This is a genomic window from Pseudoxanthomonas sp. PXM03, assembly GCF_014852005.1.
In the GTDB taxonomy this organism is placed as follows: Bacteria; Pseudomonadota; Gammaproteobacteria; order Xanthomonadales; family Xanthomonadaceae; genus Pseudoxanthomonas_A.
Genome location: NZ_JACVAU010000002.1, coordinates 1,097,696 through 1,110,093 on the forward strand (window position 1 = coordinate 1,097,696; position 12,398 = coordinate 1,110,093).

Consider the following 12,398-nt stretch of genomic DNA (forward strand, 5'->3'; position numbering starts at 1 on the left):
ATCGGCGCGCGCTGCCTCACCAGATCGAGGCACGATCCGCGGGCGCAACGAACATGCCGTCCTCGCTCCCGACATTGAACGCGTCGTACCACGCCTGAAGGTTCTTGACCACACCATTGACGCGGTAGCGTGCCGGCGAGTGGTAGCCCTGTTCTGTTTCGGACTTCAGGGAAGCCTCCGTATGCAGCGTACGCCACAGCTGCGCCCATCCAAGGAAGAAGCGCTGTTCGCCACTGAAGCCATCGCGGACAGCGGCGGTGTCGATTCCGTTCGCCGCCGCGTGGAGTCGATAGGCCTCCAGCGCGACCGTGACGCCCACCAGGTCTGCAAGGTTCTCGCCCAGGCTGCGCCGGCCGTCCAAGTGCATGCCGGGCAGAGGTTGGTAGTTCGAGTACTGGGCTACCAGCACGTCGGTCCGCTTGTCGAAGGCAGCGCGCGCAAGTGGGGTCCACCAGTCGCTGAGATTCCCGTTGTCATCGAAGCGTGAGCCCTGGTCGTCGAATCCGTGGGCCATCTCGTGGCCAAGCACGGCGCCGATCGCACCGAAGTTCACGGCGCTGTCCGCCGCCGCATCGAATGCGGGCGATTGCAGAAGGCCGGCAGGGAACGTGACGCTATTGAGCTGCGGACTGTAGCTGCCGTCCACCGACTGCGGCGGCAGATGCCAACGATAGGGCCGCTGCGGATCAGCAAGGTATCCGGCATCGAGTTCGACCTGGGCCGCCTTGAGGCGATGGAGGTTGCCGATCGGGTCCACAGGCGATATCTCGACTTCCGAGTAGTCACGGAGATCGTCCGGATAGCCCAGTCGCAGACCCATCTTGTCCAGCTTGGCCAAGGCCGTCGTGCGCGTCGTCTGATCCAGCCAACTCGCCTGCTGTATGCGCACCCGGAATGCCTGCTTCATGAAGGGCGCCATCGCTTCGATGGCATCGCGGTCGGATGCCTTGAAGAACTGTTCGATGTAGCGTGCGCCAACCAGCTCCGGCAGGTTCTGGCTGACGAACTGTATGCCGCGATCCGCCCGTGAACGACGCGTCGTCAGGCCGTAAAGCTCGGTGCCGTAGAACCGGAAACTGGCGTCCTGGAATGCAGCAGGCAATAGATGTGCGTGATTGTGGATCCAATGGAACGCCAGGTAGGAACGCCACGTGGCCACCGGGGTCTCGGCAAAGATCCGCGCAGCTGCACGGATGGCGGTGTCGGTATTGAGGACGATGGTCTCAACGGGCGGGTATCCCGTGGCCTGCAGAAAGCTCTGCCAGGGAAAACCGGGCGCGTACTCCGCCAACGCCTTGATGGACATGCGATGGTAGTTGAGCTTGCGGTCACGCAACTGCTCTCTGCTCCACATTCCGGCGGCGAGCCTGCCCTCGAGCGCAAGGATGCTGGCTGCAATGGCCCTGCCACTCTCGAGACCTGCGCGATCCAGTGTCCTGGTGATGTAGTCCTGGTAAGCCAGGCGGTGCGTGGCGTGCTTCGGGTCCTCCGATGCGTAGTAAATGGCGCCAGGCAAGCCCACCACGCGGCCGTTGGCGACCTGCTGATCGATGTGCAGCAGGCTTTGCCGCGTGTCTCCCGCATCCAGGAATACGTACGTGCCGGCGATGGTGTGGGACATCGGGTGGGCCATGCGCTGCGCCACCTGATCGAGTGTGGTGATCGACAGGATGGCGTCCAGGTCGGCGCGGATGGGCTGCAAACCCAGCTGGTCGATAGCCGCGACATCCACATAACTGGTGTAGAGATCGGCCAGCTTGCAGCTTCCAGCGGGCTCTCGCGCGGCGGTCTCGATGATCGCCCGGATGCGTGCTTCCGTACGCAGAAACATCGCATTCATCTCACCGTACTGCGAGTAGCCGTCTGGCTTTGTTGCGGTATCCATCCAGCCCTTGTTGACGTACTCGTAGAAGTCGTCGCCTGGCTTCGTCCCCGGGCTGATGCTGGCCAGGTCCACGCCCCATCCGCCACCGGCAGGTAGTGCCGTTGCCGCGAACGTGCGGCGCGTCGCCAATGCCAACGGCAGCGCCAGCAGGGTTGCGCACAGGTTTCGCCGCGTGGGACAGGCGTCCGGTAGAGTTTCAGCGGCGGTCATGCCGTTCTCCGTGGTTGGGCGTGATGCCGTCCTTCTGGAACCCGTGGTCGGCGCAGGGATTGTCGTTGCAGGGCGCGATCTCGCGGTCTCCGCTACGCGGGCACAAGGCGCGGGCTTCCACCAGGCAGCGGTTGGTGTCCCGTCGCAACGCGTGCAAGTCCATCGATGCGGCTAGCGTTTCCAGCGGTCCCGGCAGGCGACTCAGGTAGCCAGAGTCCGGAACCAGACATGTACGCAGGGTTTGCGTGTCGGTGCGGCCGGGACCCCTCCCGTACAGCCGCCGGGATTCCGCGAGGGATCGCCCATCCAGGAAGGCGTCGCCCGCTGCACCCACCGGCCAGGGGACCTCGCGATGGAAGCGACAGATATGCTGGATTTTTGCCATCGCTCATTATCTGACTTTAGTCAGATGATAGAGCGCCGTCAAATGCCGGAAGTCTGTCGCGGTCTGGTTGCCTAACCCGTGAGGTGGATAGCCTGACTGCCTGGAGGAACCGACTTCCGCTTTGGGTCGGAAGCGGGCATCGCCCCGATTCGGCCTGCTTGAAGGAGAGCCCCCCGGGCGGCGGGACCACTCGAACTATGCTCAGTCCGGCTTCTTGTGGCCAAAAGCAGTGTGACTATTTCATCCGCATGCTTGTGTGATGATTCTGTTGAACGGGCTTGAAGTGCTTCTGTTCGCTGCGAATCAAGGTGATACATGCTCGTCCCATCATCCGGGGAAGACGGCATTCAGCATGCCCGGTCGGAACAACTAGGTGCGATACAAGCACAGGCATGATCAGCACACCATCGCTTCACGCTCGGCACGTACAAGATTCATCGGCATCGCCAATGCTGATGCTGTTATCACACTTGGATTCGATATCGTGACTTCAAACCTGCGCGCCACCCGGATGGCAAAAACGATGCTCTGCTGCATGCTTCTGCTGGGCGCAGCCAGCTTGGTCGTCTCTTGCCGACCAAGTCGGTCATTGGATGTTCGAGAGTTAGCTACAGATGTTTACATCCAAGTGGCGCGTCAGGATCTAGTCCTGCCGCTGATTGCTATGGCGGACCACGCAAGTTCAGGTTATTCATTCTCCTTGGACCGCAAAGGCGATGCCGCGAACGCTGCGAGATTGCGTGAGGAGCGGCTTGCCAGGATGCGAGACCCGAACAACCCGTTGGCGCTCGATCAGGTGTCGATCACCGTTCGGCGCTACGGAGCAAGCGATTTCAACAGTGAGTTTCCGAAGCTATGCCCGTTATTGACTCGGCAGTGGGCTCGCGCGGCGTGTGAAGGACAGGACGATGCCACGCCAGCCGCGCTGCCGGGCAACCGATTTACGCTCGTCGATCTCGGTCAGTTGGCACATCAAGACAACTGGGGAGGACATACCTGCCTGAAGGGCTCGCAACGAAAGCCATTGCCACGCGGTGCCGGCAAGGCCGTCATCCTGTGTCCTGCCATGGTTTTCGGAGGCGACACCGACGAGTTCCACACAGCGCTGGTTCGAGTTCGGGCTGACTTAGGGGCGGTATGGACGGTGTGGCGGAGTGATGCTGGCGAACCGGTCGAGGCGATGGCTACGCGCGAAGGAAAGGCAATCACCCTATTTGTCGAAACCGCGATCGGCAAACACGAAAACTACACGAGGCTGCGGCGAGAAATGTGCGGCCTGCGTCGTCCGGTATCGGGCGATTCGATGCCGCCTGCCAGACGCAGTCAGTAGCGGAACGACGTCAGAGCGACATCGACAAATTCTGCGCCGATCGGTTGAATCCAAGTTAGGAAGCTGCCATTGGAGCGCGAGTGTCTGCTTCCGGCCAGAAGCGGACATGCCAGGCCAGTATCAGAAGCACGCCCTGTGGCACTGAGAGACGACGTCGCGTGCACCCGTTGACAGGCTGCTTATGTGCTCCGCTTGATCTAGGAAGAGTGGTTGCGCCGCCCACCGCCTGGAGAGAAGGCATGAGGACGGCGCAACCATGGGGCCCGCGCCTGGATGATGATCAAGCCGAGGGGCTTACTCGCCGCGTTGCTTTACCGGGTTGAGGTGATTACTGAACAGCACAGCGTTGAGGAGCAGACGTTCGGTGGCATGCCAGTACTTGCGGTGTGCAGGGTCGTCCGCGAACACCACGACATTGCCCTGCTCTAAAGGAGCGACCAGTAGGAAGGCGCTGTCGGCCACGCGCTTGCGGTTCACATCCGACAAGTAGCCATTGACGCGCGGCGAGGCATCGATGCGTACAACGTTGAGATAGGGGTTTTCCCCATTCTCGAAGACGAGGCCGGTCTCTTTATTGATCAGGATCCGCCGGCCCTGGAGCCCGAAGGCCAGTGGGTGCGTGAGATCGACATCCGCACTGAGGATGTTGCCACTGACCCGCCGCAGCGCGAAGACATCGCGCTGGCTCCCGAAGTCCAGCCGTTCCTTCGGAATGTCCTCGCCACCTTCGCGCAGCTTGGCTTGAGCCAATCCTTTCTCGATGGCCCAGCGCGCACCGCTACCATAGGTCACCAGAGAGCCGCCCTGCGAGATCCACCGCTTCAGTGCGGCGACGCTGGCTTCGGGCACGTCCGAATAGTTGCCGCTGGCCAACACGATGCTGGTGTAGCGGTCCAGGGGTACCGTTGCCAGTTGCGATGGCTCCAGCTTCGTCGATGGAACGCCCAGTGTCGTGTCGAAGGCATACCAAGCAGAGCCAATCTCTGGCGGGGATACGCCAGGCCCAAGGACCAGTGCAATGGATGGCTTGCGGATCGCCTTGATGCTGTCGCTGCCGAGATCGATGCCGGATCGATTCAGGCCCGACGACAACGCACGAACGCGGACACCGCTGGCGTCAGCCAAGGCATTCAGTCGCTCACGCAAGGCATCGCCCTGCAGAGGCTGGCCGGCCACAGTAATGATCACCGTGCCATGCGGGTGGTTCGCCTCTTCTGACTCGGTACCCGCCACGAACGGCGCAAACGCCGCGCGCAGCCGGAACCCTTCCTGCAGCAGCGTACCCACCAACCGATAACCGCCGAAGTCGCGCAGGTTCAAGGTGTAGGCGTACCCGGCAGTGGCTCCCAGCACACCGCCGCTGTCACTGGGTACCTTCGTAACCGGTGCCCCGGCCGGGAGCGCGCGTCGGCTGGCGGCGTACGCTACGCCGTATGCCGGCGCAATCGCGTAGGACGTACCGCTGTAGAAGACATCGCCCTTAACGGGTGGGGTGAACTCGAAGATCGAGTGCGCCAGGCGGAACTGCGGCTGCCGCGCAGGCACCACCCAGGACGAACCCGGCAGGAAACGCTTGCCATCGACGTCGACCGGCTGCTCGAGTGCCTGCACCTTGATGTGGTGCCGCAGCAGCAAGGCCAGCAGTCGATGGCTCAACGTTGGATCGGCGGCATCACCGAACACCCAGTCGCGCACGGGATACCCGTTCGCCTGGTCCAGCGCGCTGCGGAAGAAGTCTTTCTGCAGTTTCAGCAGGTACGCCTTCTGCTCGACCGCGCCACGCACGGTGGCCAGGCCCACATTGAGCTGGTTACGAATGGTGAAGGGGAAGGTCAATGGACCATTGACGGTTTCCTGCACGCGCCCACGCGAACTGGCCTGCTCCACCGTGACGCCGATGGCGCCGTGGAAGTCCGGATAGGTCGAACCATAGATGGGTGAGAAGTTGTCGAAGTTCTCGCCGGTGTAGTACAGCGAGCCCAGGGCATCCAGCGCTTGCGCGTGATAGCGGGCCAGCACCTTGTTGGCTTCGTAGGAGCTCTTGGGCAGGAGCGGACTTTCCATGCTTCTGGGCGAAGGCTCAAAGTAGTACGTGCTGTCCTTGCCCATCTCGTGGAAGTCTATCTGGACGTTTGGGTACCAGCGATGGAAGTGCTCCACCTTCGGCCAACTGTCGGCCTGGGACAATGCCAACCAGTCGCGGTTGAGGTCGGTCAGGTAGTGGTTGAAGCGCCCTCCCGGAAACGGCTCCACGTGTTCGCGGTCGGCCGGATCGGCCGACGGCGGCGATGAAGCCCAGGCGTTGTGCCAGTTCGCGGTGCGATCACGTCCGTCCGGGTTCTGGGCCGGATCCAGCAGCACGACGGCTTCGCGCAGCCAACGGCGGGTGGATTCGCTGCGGTCCGCAGCCAGATACCAAGCCGTCAACAGCGCCGCCTCGGCGCTGGACGTCTCCGCCCCGTGTACGCTGTAGGCCAGCCAGACGACGACGGGCGCGTTGGCGGCCGCCGCATCCGGACGCGCCGGGTCGACGAGCGTGGCGTGCGACTGCCTGAGTTCCTCCAGCCGACCCTGATTGTCGGCATCTGTAATGGTCACCAGCAGCAGAGGACGCCCTTCATAGCTGCGGCCGGTCTGTTCGACCTTCACGCGCGGGGACGTCTTCGCCAGTTCGCTGAAATAGGCCACCAGTTCGTCGTGCCGTGTGTACCGGCTGCCGATGGGATAGCCGAGGAACTGCTCGGGCGTGGGAACCGTGGGATCGACATCGACGGGGCTAGGGAAGAAATAGGACGTTTGCGCCCATGCGTTGAAAGGTACAGATGAGAAAGCCAAGGCCAGCAGGGCCAGAAACAAGACGCGTGCAGCAGAAAGCATCAGACACTCCGATGGCGCGCGCCCGGCGTTCGAGCCGGACGCGACGAGGGAGGAAAGTGAGGCGACCGTGGTGCGGCCGCCTACATGTCAGAATCGGTAGTCGAAGCCCACCGAGAAGTAGCGCCCACGCAGGTCGTACTGGGAGAAGTCGTAGGGCGCGCGGATGCCGGGGAAAGAAGCGTCATACGGCGGCTCCTCGTCCAGCAGGTTCTGTACCTTGGCGTAGAGCGTCAGCTTGTCCAGGCCGCTCCAAGCGAAGTACAGATCGAACTGGTCGTAGCCGTCCACCCGCGACTGCGCCGTGCTGCGCGTCTGCGCGTAGCCGCCGGTGTGGTACCAGGTCAGCGCCGTGGTGAAGTCCCGGAAATTCCAGTCCGCCGTCGTGGTCGCCTTGTTCCGCGGCAGCGTGAAGCTGAGGTTGTTGCCCGCATAGTCGACCAGCGGACCGCCCACGGTGTTCTGCCGGCGATACTCGAGCACGTGGGTGTAGGCGCTAGAGATCCCGAACTCGCCCGCTGCGGTGGTGCGCCAACGCTGGCGCAGCTCCACATCGATACCTGAGGTCTTCAGCTCGGTCAGGTTCTGGTAGCGGTTGTAGACCGCCAGCAGCTTGCCGCGTGCGTCGCGGATGACGTTGGCTGGATCGTTCTCCTGCACGATCGTGGCGCTGTTGCCGGTACCGATCAGGTTGTCCAGCTCGATCCGGTACCAGTCCACGCTCAGGCTGGTGTCGGCCCACGGCGAAAGCACAAAGCCCGCGTTGTAGCTATGGGTGCGTTCCGGGTCCAGATTGGTGTTGCCCACCGTAAAGAACGTCGGATTTTGGCGCGAACCTGGCACATCCGGATCGTGCGGATCGACGACCGAACCGTAGGATATGTTGGTGCTGGCGGCATTCTCCGACAGCGAGGGTGCGCGGAATCCGCGGGATGCCGCCGCGCGGAGCAGCAAGGCGTCGAACGGCTGCCAGCGCAGACTGACCTTGGGCGAGAACGCCTCGCCGAAATCGCTGTAATGGTCGCCACGACCGGCCACCTGCAACTCCAGCGTGGAGTGCAGGGGAATATTGAACTCGGCGTATGCGGCGGCGACATCGCGGCTGCCATCCACGGCCGCGATGGCCGGGCGGATCTGCAGGCCGGCATCGATCTGCCAGGGATTGCGCGACACCAGTTCCTCACGCCGCCATTCGACGCCGGCAGCGAAGCCCACGCGCCCGGCGGGCAGTTCGAACAACTGCCCGATGATCTTGGCATCGGCACCGGTCAGCTTCGAGTCGGCCGGACGCGTGGTGCTCAGGGCAATGGCATCCAACACCGTCTGCGGCGTGGCAGAAGGATCGTGCAGGTTGTAAGTGCCGTTGTTGAGCGCGTCATACAGCGCCCAGCGATTTGCGAACCCCCCGGCGACGACCTCCTCCTCCTTGCTGCGCGCGGCGAAGGCGGCGGTTTCCCAATCCCAATCGCCCAGGCGCCCGCGCAATCCGCCCAGAACCCGATACGAGTCGGAGCGGTTGGTCTTGATCGAAGCGCCCAAGTTGAAGAAGGTGTACTCGATGGGCGTCGCCACGCCATACGGATTGTAGGGATTGTTGGCAGGCAGGATCGCTGGCACGGGCTCGGCCAGGCCGGTTTCCGCATTCAGTGCGAAGCGGCCGCTCTCCAGCGTGAAGAACGGGCTCGAACCGAACCAGGACGTACCACGGATGTAGCTGTAATGCGCCTCGCCGAAGGCCTCAAGGTTGTCGTTGATGCGGAAGGTACCGTTGACGTAGCCCTGTAGGCGTTCGGTCGCCGGGATCAGCGTGGTGTAGTCGGCCTGGTTGAAGGCGCAGGTGTTGCCGGCCAGGCCATCGATGGGTGCGCTGGCGGTCAGCACCGTGCCTTCCGGGCAGTTGCCGTTGGCTTCCAGCAACGGTACCGAGACGCCATTGACCAGGAAACGCGCGCCCTTGGCCGACCATCCGTTCCAGCGACCGCCGGGACCTGAGTAGATGCCGGACTTCGTCAGCGAGCGCTCGCTCTGGTCGAGACGATCACGGTCGTAGTAGTCCACGCTGTACAAGATGTTGTAGCCATCGCTGTCGATGTCGCCGAACCCGCCGATCAGCTTGGCTTGGCGCTCGTCGAGGCCGCCTTCATCGGAGGTGCCGATGCGGCCGCCGATATCCAGGCCTTCGAAGTTCTGCCTCGTGATGATGTTCACTACGCCCGCCACGGCATCCGAGCCGTAGACCGCCGATGCACCGTCCTTCAGGACCTCCACTCGCTCCACCGCCACCAGAGGCAGTGCATTGAGATTGACGAAGGTGTCGGACAGGCCGTTCGCCGGGAAGCCATAGTTCGCCAGCCGGCGACCATTGAGCAGGACCAGGGTGTTCTTCTGCGAGAGGCCGCGCAGGCCGATGCCAGCCGAACCCGAAGCCCAGCCGCTGTTGCTGGTTTCGTTGGACGCATTGCCCGTGTTAGCCGAGATCGAACGCAGCAGATCCGCAACAGTTGCCTTGCCCGATGCTTCGATCTGCTGGCGGTTGATGACCTGAACCGGATTGGGTCCTTCTGCATCGGCGCGACCGATGTTGGAGCCCGTCACAACGACGGCGGGGAGTGTCTTGCTGTCGGCGGTGGCCGCCGCGTCCTGGGCGTGGACAACATCGGGGGCGAGCGAAAGCACGGCCGCAATGGCGGCGGCCAAAGGAACTGCACGGGGCATCTAGAAATCCGGAGTGACGTGGGGAAGCGAAGTGAGCCACGCAGGTTCCGTTAAGCGAAATGAACATTCTTCATGCTCTTATGCATCACGAACCACTGTCGCGATGGCTGTCATCACGTCCGCACTCCATGCCCACTACGAGCCGATAGGAACCTGGAGAGATGCCCCATGACCGGAGCTCCTTTCAAACCACTTCCAGAGATCGATGTCCCCATTGACGAGATCGGCGAGAGACTCGACATCCTGTATGAGACCTCCACAGCGTCGCGCGCAGAGATATGGACAAACTTGACCGCAGCAATGCTGCGACTGGCCGCGCCGGAACACCACGACCATATTGATGAGCAGCTCGCTGCCGCCTTCAGGGCGCACACTGCAAGGAAAGATGAGCGTGGCGATCAGGCCCCTTTATCAAGCCGCCCGCTCCAGTCGTGGCTTCCCGTCGATCATTGAAACAGGCTGCGGAAAGGGTAAGAACGCGCCTGAAGCATGCCGGCCTATGGTTCCCGTGCCATAAACCTAAGCTCGACTGGAGCGGGCAGCCTATGTGTAGACCAGCGCGACGGCGACATGAAGTAGCAATCCGTCATGTATTGATTCCCGATAGGGATGGGATTTCCTCGGGGCAATCTGCATGCTGATCCCGATTTGCTCTTGTCAGGGGGTTCGAGACCACTGAGTCGACGGATCTCTGTAGGAGGTTGAGTTCGCGAAAGATCGATGTCTGCTTTGGGTCGGAAGCGGACCTCCCTGGCGTGTGCGGCGCAGACGGCGCGCAGCGTCTGGCGTGACATACGTCGCCCCATGCACGTCGGATGCAGCAGCCGAACCAAACCGAGGTACGCGGACAAACGGCAAGTGCGTACAGCAACGTGGACGCGGCGTGAGGAGCTCTGAAAGGGCGCTTACGTCCAGCGCCTCGTTGAATCCACATCCACCCTTCTTGCGTAAAGCACGTGCCTACAGTGGGTAGGCGTCACCCGTTCTGATGGGAGAGGCACATGCAGATCAAACTTCTTGGCGCTGCCTTGCTGATGGCGGCTGGACCGGCATTCGCGGCAGGTCCCGAGCAGGGAAAATTCTCGATGTCGGTATTCGGCGGCGCCGACTTTCCGGTCAGCGGCGACGTCCACTCCGGCGCCGTGGCGCCGGTGCCGGATCTCGGTCCGTTGAATCCCGCACTGGCAGGTGTCAGCGCGGAGTTGCGCATTCGCTCCCGTAGCCACGAGCAGATCTACGGCACGGCCAGGTCGTTGGGCCTGGAAGTGGGCTATGGACTGAGTGAACGGAGCGAAGTATTCCTTCAGGCGAGGGAAACCAGCGCCGAGGATGGTCGCGTGCGCGTCGGTGCCGCCTACGTGCCGGCGCTCGATACCGAGCTCGACGTCTTCGGCAGGTTCTCGAGCTATGACGCATACACGTGGGAGGTGGGTTACCGGCGCTTCTTTCGCGACGGAGGCCGGGTCAGGCCGTTCGTCGCGGCGCGAGTGGGTGCGACCGAAACCGATGTCATCCGGGCCACCTTCGAGATACCCGACGCCGCGATCACGATCCCGGATGCGCCGTTCTACGAGAAGGGCTGGGCGCTGAGCGGCGGGCTCGAGGCCGGCGCCAATATCTCGTTCACCGAGCGCTTCAGCATGACACTCGCCGCAGGGGTGAACTACATCGATGATCTTTCCGACGACGATTCCGCGATCGCCGGGCTCGGACTGGCGGCCATCAACGATACCGGCAGCCGTGTCTCAGTGCCGTTGTCCATCACCGGCCGCTGGGACTTTTGAGAACGTCCGACGGCGGGCACGGCCACGTGCCCGCCGCCCACGCCTGACGTCAGCAGCGAGGATCAAGCTGCACGGGTCACCCCGGTTTCCACGGAAGGTTTGGCTAAAAGCCAAAGCTCAACGTCAATTCCTGACGCAACGGAGGCACCCACCAGGCAGGTGCCTCCGTTTAACTGGATCAATGTCCGCCCTCGGCCACAAGCAGACATCACCCATCGCTAGGATTAGTGCGCGTCGGGCAGCGGAGGAAAACAGGGGCGAGCGCATTTGCCTGCTTCTTTTCCGGAACGGAGCGGCCTCGGCTTTAACCAGCTCCCAGATTGCCAACGGTCTGTATCCGCAGTGAGCCCAGCGCTTCCAGACCTGAGCCCGAGCACTACTCCGGCAGGCTGGAACGGATCAGGTCCACGGTTTCAGCAAGTTGCCCGGCGGAAACCTGGACTCGCTCTCGACGTTGTGCATCCCCGCGGGGATCGTGTGACGTACCCCGTGTGCGTCCTGCGCCATCGAAGGTAGCGAGTTGAGGGGGGCCCACGCCCCAGTCACTGCCCTTCTGTCGGGGGACGACATGGAAATGGAAGTGCGGCGTTTCCTGTCCGCTGAAGACTCCGTTGTTCTGGAACGTCAGTATTCCCAGCGGCCGATACGTCTTGACGAGCGCCTCTGCGACTCTTTTTGCCGAGACCATGACGGCCGCGCATTCCTGGCCAGAAAGATCGAGCAGCGTCGCTACATGCCGACGGGTGATGACGCAGCACTGGCCAACTTCGAATTGCCATGGATTGATCACGGTCAAGGTATGTTCGCTTTCATCGATGACCTTCCATCTCTCTTCGCGCGCCGCCACGCAAAGGTCGCACGGCTCTCTTGTGGGAAGTTCGATCATTTGCCCTCTCCGGTTGAGCTGATGTTCCGCAGGCGGCCCGACGCATGGAACAGACCGCACCGCGGAGCGACATCGGCCTGGATGGTTCACCAAGCCACGCTCCAGCGACGCCTCGACCTCGCGCTCGATGCGCCAGGATCACGGTCTCGAAGCGACCGGTCCCCTGGGTTGTCGGGCCCTTGCAGGACACGTTGCCAACACTGCAATTGGCGGGTTACACGACTTGCCTACAGCGTAGCGCATGGCGGGCTGTGACGTGGATGCAGCTCGATCCTGAGGCTGCCGATCCGCCACCTGCCGCGACGAGGTGGCATGCGGCAACGGTCCGT

The 12,398-nt window shown here is 62.7% G+C and carries 8 protein-coding genes; 3 read left to right on the plus strand and 5 right to left on the minus strand.

What is annotated here, in order from left to right; translation table 11 throughout:
- Nucleotides 1–16: 16 nt before the first annotated feature.
- Together IB223_RS14030 and IB223_RS14035 are read right to left on the minus strand one after the other, a co-directional pair.
- Nucleotides 17–2,095 (minus strand): M13 family metallopeptidase, encoded by a 2,079-nt coding sequence (locus IB223_RS14030; protein ID WP_192202310.1) that lies wholly within the window; start codon nucleotides 2,093–2,095, stop codon nucleotides 17–19.
- The gene (locus tag IB223_RS14035; protein WP_192202311.1) at nucleotides 2,082–2,480 is read right to left on the minus strand and encodes a hypothetical protein; all 399 of its coding nucleotides are present in this window, start codon (nucleotides 2,478–2,480) and stop codon (nucleotides 2,082–2,084) included. The genes IB223_RS14030 and IB223_RS14035 overlap by 14 nt, the downstream gene beginning before the upstream one ends.
- A gap of 373 nt (nucleotides 2,481–2,853) precedes the next feature.
- On the opposite strand from IB223_RS14035, the gene IB223_RS14040 reads away from it, so the two are divergent.
- A complete protein-coding gene (locus IB223_RS14040; protein ID WP_192202312.1) occupies nucleotides 2,854–3,810 on the plus strand; it encodes a hypothetical protein in 957 nt (318 codons plus the stop codon).
- Nucleotides 3,811–4,104: 294 nt separating this feature from the next.
- Here the strand turns inward: IB223_RS14040 and IB223_RS14045 are convergent, their stop codons facing one another.
- Entirely contained in the window at nucleotides 4,105–6,687 is a 2,583-nt protein-coding gene (locus IB223_RS14045) for a M14 family zinc carboxypeptidase (protein WP_192202313.1), read from the minus strand.
- Between the two features lie 87 nt (nucleotides 6,688–6,774).
- Nucleotides 6,775–9,399, minus strand: a complete 2,625-nt coding sequence (locus IB223_RS14050; RefSeq protein ID WP_192202314.1) for a TonB-dependent receptor — start codon at nucleotides 9,397–9,399, stop codon at nucleotides 6,775–6,777.
- 168 nt (nucleotides 9,400–9,567) lie between these two features.
- Between IB223_RS14050 and IB223_RS14055 the strand changes: the two genes are divergently transcribed.
- Entirely contained in the window at nucleotides 9,568–9,852 is a 285-nt protein-coding gene (locus IB223_RS14055; protein ID WP_192202315.1) for a hypothetical protein, read from the plus strand.
- Nucleotides 9,853–10,400: 548 nt separating this feature from the next.
- Nucleotides 10,401–11,183 carry an autotransporter outer membrane beta-barrel domain-containing protein gene (locus IB223_RS14060; RefSeq protein ID WP_192202316.1) on the plus strand — a complete coding sequence of 261 codons (783 nt, stop codon included), beginning with the start codon at nucleotides 10,401–10,403 and terminating at the stop codon, nucleotides 11,181–11,183.
- A gap of 376 nt (nucleotides 11,184–11,559) precedes the next feature.
- On the opposite strand, the gene IB223_RS14065 is transcribed toward IB223_RS14060, so the two are convergent.
- Nucleotides 11,560–12,069: an HIT family protein gene (locus tag IB223_RS14065; protein WP_192202317.1), complete on the minus strand. Its 510-nt coding sequence runs from the start codon at nucleotides 12,067–12,069 to the stop codon at nucleotides 11,560–11,562.
- Nucleotides 12,070–12,398: the final 329 nt, after the last annotated feature.